Origin of the sequence: Pseudomonas beijingensis (assembly GCF_030687295.1) — a bacterium.
GTDB lineage: Bacteria > Pseudomonadota > Gammaproteobacteria > Pseudomonadales > Pseudomonadaceae > Aquipseudomonas > Aquipseudomonas beijingensis.
In genome coordinates, this window is record NZ_CP117425.1 from 2,667,839 (window position 1) to 2,687,388 (window position 19,550).

Sequence of the window (19,550 nt, forward strand, 5' to 3'; positions counted from 1 at the left end):
ATATACCTGTCTGCCGAAGACGTGATAACACATGGGAATCAGCAGCACTCAAAGGACGAATCAGAAACCCAAAAAATTGGCGGCCTGGGGCGTCGGTGGGGGGGACAGATCATTGACCCCCTAGTTTCCCTTTTTCTATTCGGCCTCATAGGGCGTACAGCCGAGTTATTGGATTGCCGCCAAACATGGTTGGCTTTCTGGCCTTGGGCTTTGGTGCGGCGCATTACTTGTGCTCCGATGCGATGCCGAACGAACGGTCAAAGCCCGGGTAAGAAACTGTTGGGAATGCCTGTGATCGACGAGCGCAGCGTCCTTAACTGCAATCTCTACCAATCGTTTATGCGTAACATCATTACACCGTTTCTGAGTATTTTTGATTGGATATTATTTTATTTGGTTCACGGAAACGGCTTGGTGACATGCTCGTATCTACGATTGTGTTCCGCTCTAAGCCGTAAGTAAGGCAGATAGGGGGCGCCTTCCTGTAACGGATCAGGGCCTCGGTTGCTGGATTTTGAAACGCAGGTTCTGCATAGGTGGGCTGAGCAGGGTGGGTTATCTCGATTAGTGGCTATGGCGGGTGTTTGGCGTACTTAATACACTTTTTCAATTGGAAGTAATTTGCGTGCTTCCTCAATTTCGTTCTCAAGCACCAATTTGTGGATGCTGTGCGCCAACGGAGTTATATCGGTTATGTTCTGTATCCATTCGTTGACGTAAAGCGCTACTGCTTGCTTGCTTAGGCCTATCTGAATGGCGCGGTGTATTTGGGGTTGTAGATGCAAGTCTCGTTCTGGATCCCACTGTATGCGGACTGGCGCATTCTCTTTCACGTTGAGCCATTCTTCCTTGCTCATTGAATCGTCGGGATGGCTGAGGCTGCTATGGGCTAAGGCCCATTCGAAGCCTTCTCGTGAAATATCGATTGCCAGGATTCTAGACTGACCTGCGTCCTTCAACCCCCAACCTGATCGGTACATCATCCAGAGAAATGATGGCTTTATCCACGTCATCCGCTCCATCTTGAACGGCGGTGACGCGAAGGTGCCAAGGCTCAGCGCCGCATCGGCGATAGCATCCGAATAGGCTTGGTAGATGCGAATGGTCTTGTCGTCGTACAAAGCGCGAATCTGGCGCAGTGGTGTAGTTTGGGATGAAGGCTCCAACTGACTTTGCATATTCGTACTCTCGGTAAAAGATTTTATAATCGCGCTCCTGTCCCTTCGGAGCGCTGCCGTGCCGCGTTTTCTTCTTCTGATGTTGTTACTTTTTCCTTGCCTGGCGTCGGCACTACCCACCTTGGAAAACACCCAGCTTTATAGCGGTACGGCCAGCGATTGTCGCGATGTCGACCTCGCGATCTGGCAGCATCCGACCCGCAAAGTGTTGGTGAAAAATGACATTAAGCTGGAGCGGGTGCAGCTGTGCAATGGCGGGCACTATCCGATTTTCCAGGTGCAATTACCCTACGACCCACGGGGCCAGACCAAAAATTACTTCTTGCAGTTATACGAGCAGATGAGGGCGGCTAACGGTAAATGGCCCTACGCCTTGGTCGCCAGCAGCGATGCGGTGGTGGTGTATGTCAGCTATCCGAAAGACGACGGGATCGCTTTGGATTACGAGAGCTATGCGGTGCCTTAGATATTCCGTTGCTGAAGGACTAGTGCAACTGTTCTCGGGATAGTCTGGTCTTCATGGCGAGTTCGGTCACCTCCTTGGCGCGTGCGACTAATTTCCTCACTTTGGCAATATAATCTGCGTCGCCAGTTTCCAGGGCATCGTTCATGAACTCTGCAATGGCCTCGGGAGAGCTCAGGTACTCGGCAGGGTCAAAGTCTGCGAAGGTCTCGGTCATTTTTGCTCTCCACGCATGTAAAAGCGGGCGACCCTCAGGTCGCCCGTTTCCTTATTCAGCAGCCTGCAACCGCAACCGTCTACCAATCACATCCATCACATCGCACCCATCGCGCAGCGCTATCGTCATCATTTTGCAAAAGTCCGAGAGCACGACCGTGTCGGAGCTGATATCCGAACGAAAGGCGATGTTTTCCAACAACTGGGTCACGGTTCGAATGCGGTAATCCGCCGTTTCGAAAAGGACGTCAAGCGGGGCTTCGGTGTCGATGAGTAGGGTGGCTGGGGTGCAGTCGATTCCGGTGATGGGCATGTATCTGGGCATAGTAAGAGCCTCCAAAGTTGATGAGTCTCTCTGTTGATCGGGTCGCCAAACCCGGTCGCCTTTTGGGCGACGAGGGACTATAGACCGACCCACTTGAGGGCTACAAGACACCGCTTTCCGAGCTTTGTGTAGGACTTTTGACCTAGCGGCGGTCGGCTTTTTGGGCTGCTTCGGGTCAGGTAAAAGATGCGACTGCTGCGCAGTCGAGCGGGAGCAAGCTCCCTCGCCACGGGGAACGGTTCTCGACTTGGGTTGGTTTTGTATCAGCCGTGGGAGCTGTCGTGGGGCTTGGCTCTTCGTAGGGGCGGACCCAGTCCCTCCGTTTCCTTCCCAGCGACCCTGCTTGTCGTCCTATCTGTCCCTTTCGCAGGAGGTTTGCGCCTCTGTGCAGGATCTTTCGTACTTTTATAAGGGGATGCGTCTGATTTCAGAAGGACAGTTTCGACAGTAGGCTTCGGTAAAACAGGTACCCGGGCGTCGACCCATCGGCTTGATCAAAGAGTTGATCGGCGTGGTCGTGTACACCGAACGGCGGGGCGATGTGATCTGGATCATCTCCGCCCGAAATACTACTAAATAGGAGGCCATACGTTATGTCGAAAACGTCGAAAACTGGCTGGGAGCGCCTGGCCAAGTTGAATGACGGGGACATCGATACCAGCGATATCTCCGAACTGGGTGAAGATTTCTTCCGCCGCACTGAGCTGCGGGTGCCGGTAAAGCAGGCGGTGACCATTCGCCTTGATGCCGATGTGGTGGAGTGGTTCAAGGGGCAGGACGCGGGTTATCAGACACGCATCAATCAGTTCCTTCGCCAATACATGCAGGCCAAGCAGGGATGAACTATTTCACGCTATGAATCGGCCTCCCTACGAATCGCCCGCTTTCATAGTTTCCCTTTTCGATCCTCCCTCAACGTGGCTCGTCGTTAAATACATGTCTTGAGTTTCTGAGGCATCATATTTTGTTGCGTGTTGCGCAACATGCTAGGCTTTCCCATGATCAAGTCTTTTCAACACAAAGGGCTACGCAAGCTCTTCGATACGGGCACTACGGCAGGCGTGCAGCCCGCTCACGCCAAGCGGCTACGAATGCAGCTAGCGGCCTTGAATACAGCCATGACGATTGATGACATGGATATTCCCGGCTTCCGCCTTCACCCGCTAAAAGGCGAAATGCATGGGCGCTGGTCAGTCATGGTGAATGGCAATTGGCGGCTGACGTTCGAGTTTCGCGATGGAAACGCTTACGTCCTGGACTACGAGGATTACCACTGATGAACATGCACAACCCTCCCCATCCAGGGGAGTTCATTACCGAGATTTATCTGGAACCGAACGGTATCAGCGGTCGCGAGCTGGCGGAAAAGCTCGGTGTAGCCCCCTCGACATTGAGCCGTGTCTTGAAGGGCACTAGCCGCGTTTCGCCTGAAATGGCATTGCGGTTGTCTGTAGCGCTTGGCCGCTCGCCGGAGAGTTGGCTGGCCATGCAGGATGCTTACGATCTATGGGTGGCCCGTCAGCATGTTGATTTGTTGCAGGTAAGAAAGCTCGCTTTCGCCTGAATCATCCCTCCAATGTTGGCGGACGCGGGGATCAGAGACAGACCAATCGAGATCGGCCTGTCTTTTTAATCGTGGTCTGGTCCGGTTTTCGTCTGGACAACAGGCGACCCTGAGTTGCCCATCCTTTCATTACTCCGCTATTTACGCCGGTAGGCACAGAAGGCGACTGCTGCGCAGTCGAGCGGGAGCAAGCTCCCTCGCCACGGAGGCGGCGCTCGAGATTGGCATCAGCCATGGCAGCAGCCGTGGGGCTTGGCCTCTTCGTATTTATCGTGGTGCCGTACCCAATCCATGATTTCGTCTTCGTTGCGGCCCTTGGGCGTCAGGTCGAGGTAGTTGTAGGTACCGACCAATATATCCAGGCCGCGGGCGTAGGTGGAGTAGGTGTGGAAGATGTCGCCGGCTGCGTTGCGATAGAAGACGCTCAGGCCGGGGAGTTCGCCTTCGGCGCTGTCGGTTTTTTCGTAGTTGTAGGTGGCTTTTTCGTTGGCGGTGTCTTCGGCTTTGAAGCTGACGCCGAAGTCGTAGTTGAAGTCGTAGCCTTCCGATGAGATCCAGTCGAAGGCCCAGCCCATGCGGCGTTTGAAGGCTTGGAATTCGGCGAACGGGGCGCGGGAGACGGCGACCACGGCTACGTCGTGGTGGGCCAGGTGTTGGTTGGCGCCGTCGATGTGGTCGGACAGGAAGGAGCAGCCTTGGCAGCCTTCTGTCCAGCCGGGGCCGAACATGAAGTGGTAGATGATCAGTTGGCTGCGGCCGCCGAACAGGTCGGCCAGGCTCAGTTCGCCGTGGGGGCCTTGGAAGCGGTAGGGTTTGTCGATTTTTACCCAGGGCAGGGCGCGGCGTTCGGCGCTGAGTTTGTCGCGTTCGCGGGTGAAGGCTTTTTCGTGGATCAGGTGCTGGCGGCGGGCGGCGAGCCATTCTTCCCGCGAGACGACTGGATGATTTTCTACGTTCATGGTGATTTCTCCTGTGGCTGAGCTGTGAAATCGGCTTTCAACAGGTGGTCGTTTGGCCTTGGCGGAATTCGACAGGCCGTTGGTCGGTTCAAGGTAAAGACCGCCCGGAAACCCGGCTGAACGGTGGCGCAGCACCTCGGTCACAACCTAGGTAGGCATCTCACTCTTTGGAGGATGGACCAGGATGACGACTTATAACTGGGACTTGATCGAACGGTTGTTGCACGAAGTGCAAAATGGCGCCGGTCATAGCTTTGCTCCTCGGGCTTATGCGGAGGAGTACGCGGCGGCGAAAGCGGCTGCAGGCGAGGCGATCGAGAATCTCGATCATCTGAAAGCGGTCGCCGGGGAGTATGAAAAGTTGCTGCTGGAGCGTGGCTATATCGAGCCGCGGCCGGAGGAAGAGGGCGGTAATGGCGAGAATTTTGTGCTGACGCCGCGGGGCTCGCGGTTGTTGAGCCTGATCGACAGCAGTATTCCGGGCAATGATCATCCGCGCCAGGTGTTGGATGAGCAGGAAGATGCGCTGGATGAGTTTACGTTTGATGACTTGGCTTCGAAGGCGCAGATTGCCTGACAGGCCTGCACTGAATCCCGTGGGAGCTGAGCTTGTGTGGGAGCAAGGCTTGCCCGCGATGCAGGCAACACGGTCTATCAGATGGACCGAGGTGATGCTATCGCGGGCAAGCCTTGCTCCCACAGAAGCTCGCTCTCACATGGGATCTCAGTGGTTTTATGAGCGTGCTGCCTTCAGACACTTCAAGTCAGTGAAATCCTTCTTCACCCCGTCGATTTTCTTCAGCAGCCGTTCGCGCTGGGGCGGGGTGCTTTCGGCCATCAGGTCCACCAGCAGGCTGCGGGCCTGGGCTTCGGTTTTGCTGAAGGCCTCGCGGTAGGCAGGGGTCCAGAGGCTTTCGCGATTGACCAGCAGTTGCTCGATGCGTTTGGGGAAGTCGGGGCTGTGGCGTTGGGCCACGGCTTCGCTGAACTGGTTTTGCCAGTGGGCGCGGTTGGCGATCCATTGCTGGTTCTGGTCGCCGAGGGCGGTGGACCAGGCTGTCACCCGTTGGCGCTGGGCGTCATTGAGTGGACCGAGCCAGTCGTCCAGGCGTTTGACCATGCGTTCGCTGCGTTCCTGGATCTGCTCCTGCAGCGTCGGCTTGAGGTATTGCTGCTGGCGTTTGCGCTGGTCCTTGACGAAGGCGGCGTCCATGTCGGCGACTTGGTCGTCGCTCAGGCCTTGCAGCAATTCGATGGCCGAGGGTGTGATAGCCCGGGCGGTTTCGGCGATGGCGGCCTTGGCTTCCCGGGTGCGCTGTTGTAGGGCTTGGTCGGTCACCTGGTTGGCCTGCACCATGGTTTCCAAACGGTCCAGCCAATCGAGGTAGCCGGGCAACTGGGTGGTGCAGTGCCAGGTCAAGTGGTCCTTGAGGCGTTCGTTGAACCAGTCTTTTTGCTCGCCTTTGATGTCCAGGTAATCGTTGAGGGTCCAGGGGATGATCAGGTCGAGGTTGCGGTACGCCAAGCCGACTCGGCTACAGGCAGTGAGCGTCAGCAGCAGGGCGATGAACATGGCAGTGCGGGTTAACCAGCGCGACATGAGCGAGTCCTTGCAAAAACGTAAGTGTCTTGTTTGAGCATGGCAGGCGCACGGCAGTTCAGCCGATTAATGCGTAACGCTTAGTAAAAAGGATGGGCCATCTTGAGGGTCAGCAGGCTGTCGCATTCGCTGTTGTGGCCGGAATACGCCGAGCAACTGCTGCCGCTGAGGCTTGAGTCGCTGTAGATCAGGTCCAGATCGATGCCCTTCCACGGACGGGAAATTTTCAATGACCAATCGCTGAAACTGCCTACATAACCGTTCTCCACCGAAACCGGTGTATTGAGCTGGTGGGTGGTGTATTTGGCGCTGATGCCAATGCCGAACGGCACGTTGCCGCCCAAGTCGGCAAACAGTGTGCTGTTCTGTTTGTCTGGATCGTTGCTCAGGGCCGCGCCGAAACGGCTGCCGAGCACGGTCAGGCCGCCATAGAACTCCTGGCTGTCGAGGGTATCGAGGGTGGGGTAGCTGTAGTGGATCAGGCCGACTTCGTAGCCCAGGGTCTGGTCGAAGGGTTGTTTAAAACCCATGTAGGAATCGACTTCAAGGTCGGCGGATACGCCCGCGCTGGGCGACCACTGGCCGACGTACCAGCCGCTGTCGTGGCTCAGGTCCAGGCCACCATGGAACGAACCGGTGCTCGACGGCGTGACCAAGCCCTGGGCCATGCTGCGGCTGGGGGTGGTGCCAAGCTTGAGGTCGAAGTCGCCGAGTTCGCGCTGGAATACCTGCCCATGGACGAGGGAGCACGAGAGCAGGCTGAATGTCAGCGGAACAATGGGGATGCGCATGCTGCATTCCATCAATAGCGAGGAAGCCGGAACGATAACTAAGCTGAAACGCTTGAGTTAGAGAGGTGAAAGCATACCGGCGAATGCTCGGCAGTGAGGGCCGTTCGTCGATTCATGGGAAATGGGTAGAGCGGAGAGGGGTTCCAGTCCAAGCGCTTCGAAGCTCAAAGCGCTTTGGGACCAGGTGACGCGCAGGTTACTTCTTGCCCAGGCTGATCTGCTTGGACGGGCCGAATGTCTGGCCGCTGACGCCTTTGGCAATTTGCTGGATCTCGCCGCCGGATTTGAGGAACGCAGCGATCTGGTCGTTGATCGACTCGCTGGTTTCAACGGCTGGAGCTGGCTTTGCTTTGCTGTTGGATGCTTTTACGCGCATGACGGCCATTAACCTGTAGATAATTAATTGGGCCAGGCATCGTACAGGAAATACTTGACAATTGCTTGGCAAATATCCTTCTGAATTATCGTTGTCGTGACGGGAATAATGCTCTGTTATCCGGCAATTATTGTCCTAAGCCTCTGTTTTAAATAACAACCCTGTGAAAAATAGTGCGCCGAGAGCGGACGGAACGCCCCGGCACCGGCCTGACGAATGGCCCCTGCCCGGAGTGAAAACCCAGGAAAATCAACGGTTGTGCCAAGCCTTCCAGGCAAACCTTGCCGGCGGCCACGAATCGCGCCGCAAAACCGGGTAGAATGCCGCCCACGCAATGAGGGTATTGGAAATGGCTTTAGTCGGGCGCTACAACAGTTTGCAAGTGGTTAAACACACTAACTTCGGTTTATATCTGGATGGCGGTGCGGACGGCGAAATCCTGCTGCCCAATCGATATATTCCCAAGGATATTCCCAGTGAAGATGAAGATTGGCTCAATGTTTTCATTTATCTGGACAGCGACGACAAATTGATCGCCACCACGGAAAAACCCAAGGTTCAGGTCGGTGAATTCGCCAGCCTGAAAGTGGTTGAGGTCAACAGCATCGGCGTGTTCCTGGACTGGGGCCTGCCCAAGGACCTGTTGCTGCCGTATTCCGAAGAAAAACGCCAGATGACCGCCGGCGAATACTGCGTGGTGCACGTCTACCTCGACAAGCACACCCGTCGCATCACCGCCACGGCGCGCCTGGATCGTTATCTGGACAAGACCCCGGCCAACTACACGCCGGGCCAGGAAGTGGATTTGCTGGTCGCCGAAGCCACCGACATGGGGTTCAAGGCGATCATCAATAACAAGCACTGGGGCTTGATTCACAAGAATGAAATCTTCAAGTTCATGCGCGCCGGTAAACAGGAAAAAGGCTTCATCAAGGAAATCCGCCCGGACGGCAAGATCAGCCTGAGCCTGCAGCCTGTGGGCCAGGAAGCCGCCACCAGCCTGAACGCGAAGATCCTCGCCAAGTTGCGGGAGAACGATGGCACCCTGGCAGTCAGCGACAAGAGCGACCCGGCGCTGATCAGCAGCCTGTTTGGCGTGAGCAAGGGCAACTTCAAGAAGGCTATTGGTGCGCTGTACAAGAATGGGCAGATTGTCATTCATGCGGATCGCATTGAATTGAGCTGATCTTCAGTCGAGCCACTGCATCTGTGGCAAGTAAGGGTTTATGTGGCCAGGGAGGCGAGCTGTGGGAGCAAGGCTTGCCCGCGATGAAGGCGATGCGGTCTTTCTGAAACCGAGGCGCCTGTTTCGCGAGCAAGCTTTGCTCCCACATAATAGCGACGCGCCGCGACTTTCCTCTGTATACAAACTCCTGCACCTTTAGCATGCACCCACGCCCTGTTCGTGGGCGCATGCCTGCTCCTGCTCAGCTTTAACCCCCACTGCACACCCCGGTTTGTCTCACATCCAGCGCTTATGGCACGCATTCTGCGTAGCAACGCGTATACAAACCATGCCGGCTCCCGTGCGCAGTATGGTGAGCAGGTCGATACGGGGGCACGGCGGTACTCAAAGGAGCCCCGCAATGTCCGAGCAATTGCCCAACGGCTACAGCCCCCGCCTCTATAACCAGGACCTGGGCCCGCTGGCGCAGAAATGGAATTGGTACAACATCTTCGCGTTCTGGATGAGTGATGTGCACAGCGTGGGCGGCTATGTGTTTGCCGCCAGCCTGTTCGCCTTGGGCCTGGCGAGTTGGCAGGTGCTGATTGCCTTGCTCGGAGGGATTTGCATCGTGCAGTTGATCGCCAACCTGGTCGCCAAGCCGAGCCAGCAGGCGGCGGTGCCTTATCCGGTCATTTGCAGGCTGGCGTTCGGCGTGTTCGGGGCGAATATTCCTGCGGTCATCCGCGGTTTGATCGCCGTGGCTTGGTACGGCATTCAGACGTACCTGGCTTCCAGCGCGCTGATCATCGTGGTGCTGCGGTTTTTTCCTGCAATGGAAATCTATGCGACGCCGCATTTTGCCGGTTTGTCCTACTTGGGTTGGTTCGGTTTCCTCAGCCTGTGGTTCGTCCAGGCGCTGGTCTTCTGGACCGGCATGGAGTCTATCCGTCGTTTCATCGACTGGGCCGGCCCGGTGGTGTATGCCGTGATGTTTCTGTTGGCCGGCTGGATCGTGTGGAAGGCCGGTTGGAGCAATATCAACTTCACCCTGTCGGAAAAGTCCTTGTCCGGCTGGCAGGCTTTCGGCCAGGTGATCGTGGCGACGGCCCTGGTGGTGTCGTACTTTTCCGGCCCGACCCTGAATTTCGGCGATTTCAGTCGTTACTGCCGAAGCATGTCTGACGTGCGCCGGGGCAATTTCTGGGGGCTGCCGGTGAATTTCCTGGCGTTCTCCTTGGTCACCGTGGTGATTGTTTCAGGGACCTTGCCGGTGTTCGGCGAAATGCTCCATGACCCGATCGCCACCGTGGCGCGCATCGACAACGACGTGGCCGTCTTGCTGGGCGCCTTTGCCTTCGTGACCGCCACCATCGGCATCAACATTGTCGCCAACTTCGTCTCGCCGGCGTTCGACTTCGCCAACGTCGCCCCCAGCAAGATCAGTTGGCGCGCCGGCGGCATGATTGCGGCGGTGGCGTCGATTTTCATCACGCCGTGGAACCTGTTCAACAACCCCGAAGTGATCCACTACACCCTGGACGTGCTGGCCGCATTCATCGGCCCGCTGTTCGGGATCCTGCTGGTGGATTACTACCTGATCAAAAAACAGCAGATCGACGTCGACGCGCTGTTCAATGACGGGCCTAGCGGGCGCTATTACTACAGCGGCGGCATCAACTGGACCGCGGTCAAAGCGTTGATCCCGGCGACGCTGATGGGCGTGGCGATCACTTTCACGCCGCTGCTGCAACCGATGGCCAACTTTGCCTGGTTTACCGGTTGCTTCCTCGGCGGGGTGTTGTATTTCGCCTTGGCGCGACGGGAGCCGGCCGCGCAGTTGAGCAAAGCGTTGAGCCCGGCCGGTCAGGCCTGATCAACGCAGGGCGGTTTGGGCGCAAGGGCTCGTCGCGCCCCGGCTGGCGGGCCGCAGCAACAGGCCACCGGCCAGCACCAGGCCGCTACCAGCAATGATCAACGCCGGTTGCAGGCCGCCGCTGAAATGGCTGCTCAGCGCCGCAAGCAGGGGCCCGCTGAGCTGGCCCACGGCAAAGCAGGCGGTCAGCAGGCCCGCGTTGCGCTGGGTGGCGTGAGGCGCTAGTTCCCGGGAGCGCAGCATCACCAGCTGCATGCAGGCCAGGAACGGTGCACCGCACAGGATCACCCCCAGCGCCAGCCCTGGCCCACTGCCCAGCAGACAGGCAAACACCCCGGCGGCTTGCAGCCAGAGCGTACCGATCAGCCAGCGGCCGGTGGTGCTTGGGTCTGGTCGACGCAAACTCACCAGCAGCACGCCAGTGGCGGCGGCCAGGCCGAAGCAGGGCCAGAACAGGTCGGCTTGCCATTGCCCGTGGAACTGCGCCGAGGCCATTTGCGACAGGAATGTGGCCGGAATGATGTAGCCCACGCCGTACAGGGCGTACACCACTCCGAGCCGAGCGATGCCACGGTTCGGCGAGGCGCTGACCGGCGCTGCAACGGGCGCGGCTGCGGCGGGTCGTGGCAGGATCGGCAAAATCACCAGCAACATCGCCAGCGCCACGCCGGCATACACCAGCCATAGGGTTGCGGAAGTCTGGCCCAGCAGGTTCGAGCCCAACGCCAACAAACCTGTCAGGAAAATCCCCAATCCAGGTCCGGCAAACACCAGTGCGCCGAGCCGTGGCCGTCCCGCCGCTGCGGCCAAGGGTTGGCTCAGGGCGGTGATCATCACCATCACCCAGGCGCTCGCCACGCCGGTGCCGAAGCGCAACGCCAGGTGCGGCCAGAAGCCCCAGGCCCAGAACGACGCCAGGGTCAGCAGCACGCACAGCCACAGGCCGCCGAGCAACCGTCGCCGCACCTGTTCCGGACGACGGGCGAACATGGCGTCCAGCGCGCCGAGGAAATAACCCAGGTAGTTGGCGGCGGCAATCAGACCGGCGGCGGTCAAGTCGACCTGACCTTCGCCGATCAAATGAGGTAACTGCGGTGTGAGGGCGAAGCGGCCAATGCCCATGGCCATCATCAGCGCGATGAAACTGCCGAGCAGGCGAATAAGAGGTGACATGGTCGTTCTCCGGGTGTCGGGGCGAATGACCGTCAGGCTAGGACTGATTGACTTTCATTAAAAATGAATAATAGTGAGTAACTTGTTCTTTTTTGGAGAAGGTCATGGAGTTCAGCCAACTGCGGATTTTCCAGGCCGTGGCCGAGGAAGGTTCCATCACCCGGGCTGCCGAGCGCCTGCACCGGGTGCCGTCGAACTTGTCGACCCGGCTCAAGCAGCTGGAAGAGCAACTGGGCGTGGACCTTTTCCTGCGCGAGCGTCAGCGTTTGCAGTTGTCGCCGGCAGGAAAAGTCCTGCTGGACTATGCGGCCAAGCTGTTCGCCTTGCACGACGAGGCCCATGCCGCCGTGCAGGGCGGGCAGCCAGCCGGGGATTTCCTGCTGGGCACGATGTACAGCACGGCGGCGACGCATTTGCCGGACCTGCTGGCGGCGTATCACCGGGCGTATCCGGCGGTGAACCTGCAAGTGCAGTCCGGGCCGAGTGGCGAGTTGTTTGAAGGGTTGCTCACCAATCGGCTCGATGCGGCGCTGGTGGATGGTCCGCTGGAGTTGGCGGGGCTGGATGGCGTGCCGTTGTGCGACGAGCGGTTGGTGCTGATCACCGAGGCCGATCACCCGCCGGTGCGCAGTGCGCTGGATGTGCAGGGTCGCGCGGTGTTCACGTTCCGGCGTGGTTGCTCGTACCGGATGCGCTTGGAAGCCTGGTTTGCCCATGACCATGCAACCATGGGTCGGGCGATGGAAATCGAGTCTTACCAAGGGATGCTGGCGTGTGTGATCGCCGGGTCCGGGGTGGCGTTGATGTCTGAGTCGATGCTGGCCAGCCTGCCGGGCCGCGAGCGGGTGACGGTGCATCCGCTGGCAGAGCCGTTTGCCAGCGCCACCACCTGGCTGATGTGGCGCAAAGGCATGGTCGGGGCCAACCTGAACGCCTGGATCGAATTGCAACAACAGGCCTGGCCGCGAGCGCCAATGATCACGGCGCAATCGGCTTGAACTCCGGGAGGTGGATTTGGATCAATTCAGTAACAGATCATTGCAAACTGAGACGAGCATTGCGTAGAACATCGGACTATTATCAGTGCGAAGGGGCCACAGAAATCTGCCGCTCGCACCACCCTGAGGGGGCACCACGATGAAAGAGAAAATCCAGAACTGGCTTCACGACTTGGGTGTCGCGCTTGGCCTGATCGAGCCGCCGATGCAACCGGTACCGATCCGCACCGATGACGAGCAACGCCGCCGCCAACCGCGCCGCCGGTAAACACACCGCAGAATTTGGAGAGATCGCAGCTCCGGACCATTTCAATTGAGATGGGCCGGAACTGCGATCTTTTTATTTCTGAAGACAGAATCTGTGGGAGCGAGCTTGCTCGCGATGACGGGGGAACATTCAACAGGTGTGTTGCCTGTACAGCCGCTATCGCGAGCAAGCTCGCTCCCACAGGGGTTTTCATTGCCAAGGGTTGTCGGTCAAACCGCCTTGGTTACCACACCCGGCCGTGGCGCCAACACACTCACCAGCACAAAACTCACCAGCGCCACGCTCAGGCTGTAGTAGATCGGCGTGTTCGCGTCCAGGCCGTCCTTGAGCATGAAGAACAGTGCGGTCAAGAAGCCCAGCGACATGCTGGTGATCGCGCCGGCGGTGGTGGCGCGTTTCCAGTAGATGGCGCCGATCAGTGGGATCAGCATGCCGCCCACCAACAGGTTGTAGGCCAGGGTCAGGGCGCTGATGACGTCGCTGACCACCAGGGCGATCACCAGGACCACCGCCCCCATCAGCAGGGTCGCGATGCGGTTCTCGTGGACATCGCCACTGCCGCTCTCACGGCCCTGGCGCAGACGGGGCAGCAAGTCCTGGACGACCGTGGTGGACGCCGCGAGCAAGCCCGCTGCGGCGGTGGACATCAAGGCCGCCAGGGCCGCGGCGATCACCAGCCCGCGAATACCGTTGGGCAGGCTGGTCTGCACCACGCTGGCGAAAGCGTTGTTGACGTTCGCAAGGTCCGGCAGCAAAACCTTGGCCGCCATGCCGATCAACGCCCCGGCCAGGCCGTACAGCACGCAGTACAGGCCGGCTGCGGTGCCGGCCACTTTGGCCACGCCTTCGCTGCGAGCAGTGAACACCCGCTGCCAGATGTCCTGGCCGATGAAGATGCCGAAGAAGTAGATCAGGAAGTAGGTGAGGATGGTGTCCCAGCCAATGGCGGTGAAGTCGAAGTAGCTGGCCGGCAGCTTGGCCACCATCGTGTCCCAGCCGCCGGCGTCGACGATGGACATCGGCATCAGCAAGAACACCAGACCCACGGTCATGATCAAGAATTGCACGATGTCGGTGAGGGTCAGCGACCACATGCCGCCGATGGTGGAATACAGCACCACCACGCCACCGCCCACCAGGATCGACACCCAAAACGGCAGGCCGAACAGCACCTGCATCACGGTGCCGATGGCGATGGTCGAGGTGGCACCGATCATCAGCGCATACACCAGCATGATCAGCGCACTGGCCTGGCGCGCGGCAGGGTTGTAGCGGCGCTCCAGCACTTGGGTCACGGTGTAGATCTTGAGCTTGAGCAGCGGCTTGGCGAGGAACAGGCTCAGGCCGACGATGCCAAGGCCAATGGCGCCGCACAGCCAGAACCCGGAAATGCCATAGACGTAGCCCAGGCGCACGGTGCCGATGGTGGACGCACCGCCCAGGACGGTGGCGGCCATGGTGCCCAGGTAAAAGCCCGGGCCGAGGTTGCGCCCGGCGACCAGGTAGTCGTCACGGGTCTTGGCGCGGCGCATGCCGTACCAGCCGAGGGCAATCATGCCGGTGGCGTAGATGAGAACGACGATTAAGTCCAAAGCCATGGTGGCGTGTCTCCGATTGTCTTTTTTATATGGGACGAGGCGGTGCTGTCCCTGGCACTGCAGCCTCAGTGCGAACGAGCTGTTGTGGCGAGGGGGCTTGCTCCCGCTCGGTTGCGCAGCAACCGCTAAAAGCTTGGAGCTGCTGCGCAGCCCAGCGGGAGCAAGCTCCCTCGCCACAGGTATTTCGTTGATCTCGGGTCAGGCGGTCTGTCTGAGGGAGGGTTTATCGATTGGCTCCGAAGCATCCTGGCTTCGCGGATCCCCCGGCCCATACACCGCCGCCGGCTCTGGAAACAGCCCCAGCAACGCCAGGTACACCACCGAGGCCAGGCCCAGGGTCACCGGCAGGCTGATGTCGATCCCGCCGGCCAGTTCCCCCAGCGGCCCGACGAACTGCCCCGGCAGGTTGACGAAGCACAACCCCACCAACGCGCTGGGAATCCACGCCCCCAGGCCGCGCCAGTTCCAGCCGTGGCTGAACCAGTAGCGCCCGCCGGTTTCGCCGCGGGTGAATACTTGCAGGTCATCCGGGCAGTAGAAGCCGCGGCGCACCAGCAGGCCGATGATCATGATCACCATCCACGGCGTGGTGCAGGTGATGATCAGCACCGCGAAGGTCGACACGCTCTGCACCAGGTTCGCCGCGAAGCGCCCGATGAAGATGAACGCAATCGACATCACGCCGATCAGCAGCGTCGCCTTGACCCGCGACAGCACCCGTGGGAACACGCTGGACATGTCCAGCCCGGTGCCATACAGCGACGTGGTGCCGGTGGACATGCCGCCAATCACCGCGATCAGGCACACCGGCAGGAAGAACCACCCCGGCGACACCGCCAGCAACCCGCCGACGTAGTTGTTGGCCGCGATGTAGTCCGGCGCCTTGATCGCCACGATGGTGGCGGTGGCGAGGCCGAACAGGAACGGGATCAGCGTCGCCAGTTGCGCGGCGATCACGGCCAGCATGATGCGGCGTTTGGGGGTATTGCGCGGGATGTAGCGCGACCAGTCGCCCAGGAACGCACCGAAGGAAATCGGGTTGCTCATGGCCACCAGCGCCGCGCCGATGAAGGCGGCGTAGAAGCCCGGCTGGCCGAGGCTGACCGTGCCGGCGAACTGGCTGTCGAAGGTCGGTGCGAAGGCGAAAATGCCCAGCAGGAACAGCAGGCTGGCGGCCCACACGGCGATGCGGTTGACCCACAGCATGAAGCGGAAGCCGTAGATGCACACCGTCAACACCAGCAGGGCGAACAGGCCGTAGGCCAGGCCCAGGCTCAGGTCGGTTTCCGGTACGCCGACCAGCCGCTTGGCGCCGCCGATCAACGCATCGCCCGAGCTCCACACCGACAGCGAGAAAAACGCGATGGCGGTCAGCAACGAGAGGAACGAGCCGACGATGCGCCCGTGCACGCCGAAGTGCGCACCGGAAGACACCGCGTTGTTGGTGCCGTTGAGCGGGCCGAACAGGCCCATCGGCGCGAGAATGATCGATCCCACCAACACCCCCAGCACAATCGCCCAGACCCCAGCCTGGAACGACAGGCCGAACAGCACGGGGAAACTGCCGAGCACGGCGGTGGCAAAGGTATTGGCGCCGCCGAAGATCAGGCGAAACAGGTCGCCCGGGCCGGCGGTGCGTTCGTGGTCCGGGATCTGTTCGACCCCGTTGGTTTCAATGTGCGTAAGGCTTTTATCGTTATTGTTATTCATGATCTGCTCCGATCATCGAGGCGCACTCATCGTGTGTGAGCGTCGCCTGTTTGGCTAAGGGGGTGGCAGCCCTTCCGGCATTGCGGACAAATGTTCATGACAGGCCAGCCATAGGCCTTGTTGTTCTTGGCGAAACACAATGGTTTCGCGCTCCTGGCTAAGGTGAAGCTCCCCTTGCATGCGCAGCTCGGTGGCCACGTCATGGATGAAAATCGCCACGTCCCCTTGCAGGCTGACGAAGGCGTTGCTCGAGGTACAAGCGAGCACCTCGAAGCCATCCTCGGACCGCCAGCGATCCCACAACGCCTGGTAGGCATCGCGTGACAGCAGGGGCTGTCCGAGGGTGTAGAACACAAAACTCGCATCGGCCGTGAACGCACCGAAGTAGGCGTCGCGGTCATTGCGGGCGAAGGCCGCCACCAGTTTTGCGGCGGCCTCAAGTACCTGATCGTGATCGTTCATGGCGGCGCCTCAGCGATGAACCACGCCGGGCAGCACGCAGAGCATCTCGTACAGCAGGTTGGCGCCCAGCAGCGAGGTGTTGCCGGTGGTGTCGTACGGCGGCGAGACTTCTACCAGATCGCAACCGACCAGGTCGAGGCCCTGGCAGCCACGCACGATTTCGATCGCCTGGATGGTGGTCAGGCCGCCGATTTCCGGGGTGCCGGTGCCGGGTGCCCAGGCCGGGTCGATGCCGTCGATGTCGAAGCTCAGGTACACCGGGCCGCCGCCGACTTTCTCACGCACTTCGGCCATCAGCGGTGCCAGGGACTTGTGCCAGCACTCTTCGGCCTGGACCACGCGGAAACCCTGGTTGCGACTCCAGTTGAAATCATCGGCGGTGTAGCCCTGGGCCCGCAGGCCGATCTGCACCACGCGGTCGCAATCGAGCAGGCCTTCTTCCACGGCGCGTCGGAAGGTGGTGCCATGGGCGATTTTCTCGCCGAACATGTGGTCGTTCACATCGGCATGGGCGTCGATGTGCACCAAGCCGACCTTGCCGTGTTTCTTGTGGATCGCCCGCAGGATCGGCAGGGTGATGGTGTGGTCGCCGCCCAGGGTCAGGGGGATGACGTTGTGTTCGAGGATCTTGTGGTACGACTCTTCGATGATCCGCACCGCGTCCAGCAGGTTGAAGGTGTTGATCGCCACATCACCGATGTCCGCCACTGACAGCGAATCGAATGGCGCGGCGCCGGTGGCCATGTTGTAGGGGCGGATCATCACGGATTCGGCGCGGATTTCGCGGGGGCCGAAGCGGGTGCCGGCGCGCAGGGAGGTGCCGATGTCCAGCGGCACGCCGACGAAGGCAGCGTCGAGGCCGGCAGCGGTTTGCAAATGAGGAAGTCGCATCATGGTGGCGATGCCGCCGAAGCGCGGCATTTCGTTGCCGCCCAGTGGTTGGTGAAGAATCTTGTCCACGGGTAGGGCCTCATCGTTGTTTTATTTATCAGGGGCCGATTCTGCGAAAAGCTTTTGCCGTGAAGAATCGCTGGCGGCAAATACTTAGTTCAGATTTTTCTAAACTAATGCGCGGTGGGGCGATAGACTCGCGATTGATCTGATGAGGTGAAATGGTGGGAGCAAGCCTGCGGGAGCAAGGCTTGCCCGCGATGACGTTCATGCGGTTTCCTCTGGAACCGAGGCCCCTGTATCGCGAGCAAGCTTTGCTCCCACAGATAAATCCCTTCGCCACAGAGTTTGCAGTGTCCTGTCTGTACTTGGAGTTTCCCATGGCCAACGCTCTACCCGACCTGAAACTGCTGCGCATTTTCGTCAGCGTGGTCCGGCACCAGGGGTTCGCCAATGCCCAGCACGAGCTCAATCTGTCCACGTCGGCCATCAGCACCTACATGAGCCAGTTGGAATCGGCCTTGGGCCTGGTGCTGTGTCATCGCGGCCGGGGCGGGTTCAGCCTGACCAGCAAGGGCGAGTTGTTCCACCAGGAAACCCTGCGCCTGTTGGGCGAGCTCGAAGGGTTCGAGCAATACGCCGCCGCGCTCAAGGGGGAACTGCGCGGCACGTTGAATCTGGGGGTAATCGACTCGACGGTCAGCGACAAGGCCTTGCCGTTCGCCGAAGCCATCGGTGCCTACAGCCAGGAGCATCCGGCGGTGCATTTGCATCTATCCGTCATGAGCCCTTACGAGCTGCAACTCGGCGTCCAGGACAACCGCCTGGACCTGGCCATCGGTGCGTTTTCCACGCGCATGAGCGGGCTGGTCTACATGCCGCTGTACCGCGAGCAGCACTGGTTGTATTGCAGCAACCGCCACCCGTTGTTCAACGAGCGGCGCATTCCTGAACAAGTCATCACCCAGCAGCGCATGGTCGGGCGCGGTTACTGGAGCCAGGCTGAACTGGCCCGCCACGGCTTCAAGCACAGCGCGGCGACGGTGGAGAGCATGGAGGCGCAGTTGATCCTGGTGCTGTCCGGTGCCTATGTCGGTTACTTGCCTGAGCACTACGCCCAGGCTTGGGTCGACAAGGGCGACTTGCGCGTGCTGCTGCCGGCGACCTTCGGCTATCAGGCGCCGTTTTCGATGATCGTGCGCCGTGGTCGCAGCCGCGAGCCGTTGATCCAGACCTTCCGTGACTTGCTCAAAGCTCAACTGAATCAGGCCTGACCATGTCCAGAATCCAATGCCCGCGTTGCCAACGACCGCAAAGCCATTGCCTGTGCCCGTTGATTCCCAGCCTCGACAGCCGCACCCGCGTCTTGCTGCTGCAGCATCCCAGCGAAGTGGACCATGCCTTGAACACCGCCCGGCTGGCGGCGTTGGGGCTGCGCAATGCCGAGCTGATCGTGGGCGAGGTGTTCGAGGATTTGCCCCGGTTGCTCGATCAGCCGGGTTATCAGGCGCGGTTGTTGTTTCCCGCTGATGATGCGCAGCCGCTGCACGCCTACGAGCCGTCCGATGAGCCGCTGCTGTTGGTCGTACCCGACGGTACCTGGCGCAAGGCGCGCAAGTTGCTGCACCTCAACCCGCTGCTGGCGGCACTGCCGAGGGTGACGTTGGCGGAGGGCGGTGTGTCCCGCTACCGCTTGCGCAAGGCGCCCGGGCCGGGGGCGTTGTCGACGGTGGAGGCGATTGTCCAGGCGTTGCAAGTCCTGGAAGCGCCAGAGAGCTTCGAACCTTTGTTGAGGCCGTTCGAGGCGTTGATCGAGGGGCAGATTGCGGCGATGGGGGCGGAAACGTTTCGGCGTAATCATGCTGAAAAATAGGGTGTGGTTGCCGGCCTCATCGCGAGCAAGCTCGCTCCCACAGTTGATCTTCTGTGCCCACAAA

General features: G+C 59.8%; 24 protein-coding genes and 2 pseudogenes. 13 read left to right on the plus strand and 13 right to left on the minus strand.

Going from position 1 to position 19,550, the window contains the following annotated elements; genetic code table 11:
* The first annotated feature begins 21 nt into the window (after window positions 1-21).
* Window positions 22-462 (plus strand): RDD family protein, encoded by a 441-nt coding sequence (locus PSH84_RS28765; protein WP_369426309.1) that lies wholly within the window; start codon window positions 22-24, stop codon window positions 460-462.
* 131 nt (window positions 463-593) lie between these two features.
* Here the strand turns inward: PSH84_RS28765 and PSH84_RS12115 are convergent, their stop codons facing one another.
* Window positions 594-1,178, minus strand: a complete 585-nt coding sequence (locus tag PSH84_RS12115) for a DUF4291 domain-containing protein (RefSeq protein WP_305470197.1) — start codon at window positions 1,176-1,178, stop codon at window positions 594-596.
* Between the two features lie 58 nt (window positions 1,179-1,236).
* Here PSH84_RS12115 and PSH84_RS12120 point away from each other — a divergent pair, with 58 nt between their 5' ends.
* Window positions 1,237-1,644 (plus strand): hypothetical protein, encoded by a 408-nt coding sequence (locus PSH84_RS12120; RefSeq protein WP_305470198.1) that lies wholly within the window; start codon window positions 1,237-1,239, stop codon window positions 1,642-1,644.
* A gap of 22 nt (window positions 1,645-1,666) precedes the next feature.
* Here the strand turns inward: PSH84_RS12120 and PSH84_RS12125 are convergent.
* Window positions 1,667-1,858 (minus strand): annotated as a pseudogene (locus PSH84_RS12125) (addiction module antidote protein); the annotation flags it as partial.
* A gap of 51 nt (window positions 1,859-1,909) precedes the next feature.
* Complete coding sequence (locus PSH84_RS12130; RefSeq protein ID WP_305470200.1) at window positions 1,910-2,182, minus strand: hypothetical protein; 273 nt, start codon at window positions 2,180-2,182, stop codon at window positions 1,910-1,912.
* Between the two features lie 484 nt (window positions 2,183-2,666).
* On the opposite strand from PSH84_RS12130, the pseudogene PSH84_RS12135 reads away from it, so the two are divergent.
* The 4 genes and pseudogenes from PSH84_RS12135 to PSH84_RS12150 all read left to right on the plus strand — a co-directional run.
* Window positions 2,667-2,762 (plus strand): annotated as a pseudogene (locus tag PSH84_RS12135) (BrnT family toxin); the annotation flags it as partial.
* Window positions 2,763-2,775: 13 nt separating this feature from the next.
* A complete protein-coding gene (locus tag PSH84_RS12140) occupies window positions 2,776-3,024 on the plus strand; it encodes a BrnA antitoxin family protein (protein WP_305470202.1) in 249 nt (82 codons plus the stop codon).
* Between the two features lie 156 nt (window positions 3,025-3,180).
* Window positions 3,181-3,459, plus strand: coding sequence for a type II toxin-antitoxin system RelE/ParE family toxin (locus tag PSH84_RS12145; protein WP_305470203.1), 279 nt, complete (start codon window positions 3,181-3,183; stop codon window positions 3,457-3,459).
* On the plus strand, window positions 3,459-3,746 hold the full coding sequence (locus PSH84_RS12150) for a HigA family addiction module antitoxin (RefSeq protein ID WP_003184158.1): 288 nt from the start codon (window positions 3,459-3,461) through the stop codon (window positions 3,744-3,746). Before PSH84_RS12145 ends, PSH84_RS12150 begins: the two co-directional genes overlap by 1 nt.
* Window positions 3,747-3,973: 227 nt before the next feature.
* On the opposite strand, the gene PSH84_RS12155 is transcribed toward PSH84_RS12150, so the two are convergent.
* Window positions 3,974-4,705 (minus strand): DUF899 domain-containing protein, encoded by a 732-nt coding sequence (locus tag PSH84_RS12155; RefSeq protein ID WP_305482998.1) that lies wholly within the window; start codon window positions 4,703-4,705, stop codon window positions 3,974-3,976.
* Window positions 4,706-4,889: 184 nt separating this feature from the next.
* On the opposite strand from PSH84_RS12155, the gene PSH84_RS12160 reads away from it, so the two are divergent.
* A complete protein-coding gene (locus tag PSH84_RS12160; RefSeq protein WP_122569063.1) occupies window positions 4,890-5,282 on the plus strand; it encodes a transcriptional regulator in 393 nt (130 codons plus the stop codon).
* Between the two features lie 156 nt (window positions 5,283-5,438).
* Here the strand turns inward: PSH84_RS12160 and PSH84_RS12165 are convergent, their stop codons facing one another.
* From PSH84_RS12165 to PSH84_RS12175, 3 genes are all read right to left on the minus strand, one after another.
* Entirely contained in the window at window positions 5,439-6,305 is an 867-nt protein-coding gene (locus PSH84_RS12165) for a DUF6279 family lipoprotein (RefSeq protein ID WP_305483000.1), read from the minus strand.
* An 80-nt stretch (window positions 6,306-6,385) separates the two neighbouring features.
* On the minus strand, window positions 6,386-7,096 hold the full coding sequence (locus PSH84_RS12170; RefSeq protein WP_122569061.1) for a TorF family putative porin: 711 nt from the start codon (window positions 7,094-7,096) through the stop codon (window positions 6,386-6,388).
* Window positions 7,097-7,292: 196 nt separating this feature from the next.
* Window positions 7,293-7,481: a PFL_1563 family small protein gene (locus PSH84_RS12175; RefSeq protein ID WP_018607615.1), complete on the minus strand. Its 189-nt coding sequence runs from the start codon at window positions 7,479-7,481 to the stop codon at window positions 7,293-7,295.
* A gap of 340 nt (window positions 7,482-7,821) precedes the next feature.
* Here PSH84_RS12175 and PSH84_RS12180 point away from each other — a divergent pair, with 340 nt between their 5' ends.
* Together PSH84_RS12180 and PSH84_RS12185 are read left to right on the plus strand one after the other, a co-directional pair.
* Window positions 7,822-8,658, plus strand: a complete 837-nt coding sequence (locus tag PSH84_RS12180) for a CvfB family protein (RefSeq protein ID WP_122569060.1) — start codon at window positions 7,822-7,824, stop codon at window positions 8,656-8,658.
* A 400-nt stretch (window positions 8,659-9,058) separates the two neighbouring features.
* Complete coding sequence (locus PSH84_RS12185) at window positions 9,059-10,513, plus strand: NCS1 family nucleobase:cation symporter-1 (protein WP_305483002.1); 1,455 nt, start codon at window positions 9,059-9,061, stop codon at window positions 10,511-10,513.
* Here PSH84_RS12185 and PSH84_RS12190 read toward each other — a convergent pair whose 3' ends face one another.
* On the minus strand, window positions 10,514-11,686 hold the full coding sequence (locus PSH84_RS12190; protein ID WP_305483004.1) for an MFS transporter: 1,173 nt from the start codon (window positions 11,684-11,686) through the stop codon (window positions 10,514-10,516).
* Between the two features lie 104 nt (window positions 11,687-11,790).
* Here PSH84_RS12190 and ptrR point away from each other — a divergent pair, with 104 nt between their 5' ends.
* Both ptrR and PSH84_RS12200 read left to right on the plus strand, forming a co-directional pair.
* Window positions 11,791-12,684, plus strand: coding sequence for a putrescine utilization regulator PtrR (gene ptrR / locus PSH84_RS12195; RefSeq protein WP_122569056.1), 894 nt, complete (start codon window positions 11,791-11,793; stop codon window positions 12,682-12,684).
* A gap of 139 nt (window positions 12,685-12,823) precedes the next feature.
* Window positions 12,824-12,952 (plus strand): PA1414 family protein, encoded by a 129-nt coding sequence (locus PSH84_RS12200; protein WP_003198971.1) that lies wholly within the window; start codon window positions 12,824-12,826, stop codon window positions 12,950-12,952.
* 209 nt (window positions 12,953-13,161) lie between these two features.
* On the opposite strand, the gene PSH84_RS12205 is transcribed toward PSH84_RS12200, so the two are convergent.
* From PSH84_RS12205 to PSH84_RS12225, 5 genes are all read right to left on the minus strand, one after another.
* Window positions 13,162-14,550 (minus strand): sodium:solute symporter family protein, encoded by a 1,389-nt coding sequence (locus PSH84_RS12205; RefSeq protein WP_122569054.1) that lies wholly within the window; start codon window positions 14,548-14,550, stop codon window positions 13,162-13,164.
* A gap of 198 nt (window positions 14,551-14,748) precedes the next feature.
* On the minus strand, window positions 14,749-16,263 hold the full coding sequence (locus PSH84_RS12210) for a purine-cytosine permease family protein (protein WP_305471161.1): 1,515 nt from the start codon (window positions 16,261-16,263) through the stop codon (window positions 14,749-14,751).
* Window positions 16,264-16,314: 51 nt separating this feature from the next.
* A complete protein-coding gene (locus tag PSH84_RS12215; protein ID WP_305483005.1) occupies window positions 16,315-16,722 on the minus strand; it encodes a YybH family protein in 408 nt (135 codons plus the stop codon).
* Window positions 16,723-16,731: 9 nt separating this feature from the next.
* Entirely contained in the window at window positions 16,732-17,682 is a 951-nt protein-coding gene (speB, locus tag PSH84_RS12220; protein WP_003184135.1) for an agmatinase, read from the minus strand.
* A gap of 28 nt (window positions 17,683-17,710) precedes the next feature.
* Window positions 17,711-17,884, minus strand: coding sequence for a hypothetical protein (locus PSH84_RS12225; protein WP_305483007.1), 174 nt, complete (start codon window positions 17,882-17,884; stop codon window positions 17,711-17,713).
* 109 nt (window positions 17,885-17,993) lie between these two features.
* Between PSH84_RS12225 and PSH84_RS12230 the strand changes: the two genes are divergently transcribed.
* Window positions 17,994-18,887, plus strand: coding sequence for a LysR family transcriptional regulator (locus PSH84_RS12230; protein WP_003184133.1), 894 nt, complete (start codon window positions 17,994-17,996; stop codon window positions 18,885-18,887).
* Window positions 18,888-18,889: 2 nt separating this feature from the next.
* The gene (locus PSH84_RS12235) at window positions 18,890-19,486 is read left to right on the plus strand and encodes a tRNA-uridine aminocarboxypropyltransferase (protein WP_305470215.1); all 597 of its coding nucleotides are present in this window, start codon (window positions 18,890-18,892) and stop codon (window positions 19,484-19,486) included.
* Window positions 19,487-19,550: the final 64 nt, after the last annotated feature.

Excerpts from the sequence above, each read along its gene's own strand:
- PSH84_RS12115 (WP_305470197.1), bottom strand. The coding sequence starts at position 1,178 with ATGCAAAGTCAGTTGGAGCCTTCATCCCAAACTACACCACTGCGCCAG.
- PSH84_RS12130 (WP_305470200.1), bottom strand. The coding sequence starts at position 2,182 with ATGCCCAGATACATGCCCATCACCGGAATCGACTGCACCCCAGCCACC.
- PSH84_RS12140 (WP_305470202.1), top strand. The coding sequence starts at position 2,776 with ATGTCGAAAACGTCGAAAACTGGCTGGGAGCGCCTGGCCAAGTTGAAT.
- PSH84_RS12145 (WP_305470203.1), top strand. The coding sequence starts at position 3,181 with ATGATCAAGTCTTTTCAACACAAAGGGCTACGCAAGCTCTTCGATACG.
- PSH84_RS12150 (WP_003184158.1), top strand. The coding sequence starts at position 3,459 with ATGAACATGCACAACCCTCCCCATCCAGGGGAGTTCATTACCGAGATT.
- PSH84_RS12155 (WP_305482998.1), bottom strand. The coding sequence starts at position 4,705 with ATGAACGTAGAAAATCATCCAGTCGTCTCGCGGGAAGAATGGCTCGCC.
- PSH84_RS12160 (WP_122569063.1), top strand. The coding sequence starts at position 4,890 with ATGACGACTTATAACTGGGACTTGATCGAACGGTTGTTGCACGAAGTG.
- PSH84_RS12165 (WP_305483000.1), bottom strand. The coding sequence starts at position 6,305 with ATGTCGCGCTGGTTAACCCGCACTGCCATGTTCATCGCCCTGCTGCTG.
- PSH84_RS12170 (WP_122569061.1), bottom strand. The coding sequence starts at position 7,096 with ATGCGCATCCCCATTGTTCCGCTGACATTCAGCCTGCTCTCGTGCTCC.
- PSH84_RS12175 (WP_018607615.1), bottom strand. The coding sequence starts at position 7,481 with ATGGCCGTCATGCGCGTAAAAGCATCCAACAGCAAAGCAAAGCCAGCT.
- PSH84_RS12180 (WP_122569060.1), top strand. The coding sequence starts at position 7,822 with ATGGCTTTAGTCGGGCGCTACAACAGTTTGCAAGTGGTTAAACACACT.
- PSH84_RS12185 (WP_305483002.1), top strand. The coding sequence starts at position 9,059 with ATGTCCGAGCAATTGCCCAACGGCTACAGCCCCCGCCTCTATAACCAG.
- PSH84_RS12190 (WP_305483004.1), bottom strand. The coding sequence starts at position 11,686 with ATGTCACCTCTTATTCGCCTGCTCGGCAGTTTCATCGCGCTGATGATG.
- ptrR (WP_122569056.1), top strand. The coding sequence starts at position 11,791 with ATGGAGTTCAGCCAACTGCGGATTTTCCAGGCCGTGGCCGAGGAAGGT.
- PSH84_RS12200 (WP_003198971.1), top strand. The coding sequence starts at position 12,824 with ATGAAAGAGAAAATCCAGAACTGGCTTCACGACTTGGGTGTCGCGCTT.
- PSH84_RS12205 (WP_122569054.1), bottom strand. The coding sequence starts at position 14,550 with ATGGCTTTGGACTTAATCGTCGTTCTCATCTACGCCACCGGCATGATT.
- PSH84_RS12215 (WP_305483005.1), bottom strand. The coding sequence starts at position 16,722 with ATGAACGATCACGATCAGGTACTTGAGGCCGCCGCAAAACTGGTGGCG.
- PSH84_RS12225 (WP_305483007.1), bottom strand. The coding sequence starts at position 17,884 with ATGAACGTCATCGCGGGCAAGCCTTGCTCCCGCAGGCTTGCTCCCACC.
- PSH84_RS12230 (WP_003184133.1), top strand. The coding sequence starts at position 17,994 with ATGGCCAACGCTCTACCCGACCTGAAACTGCTGCGCATTTTCGTCAGC.
- PSH84_RS12235 (WP_305470215.1), top strand. The coding sequence starts at position 18,890 with ATGTCCAGAATCCAATGCCCGCGTTGCCAACGACCGCAAAGCCATTGC.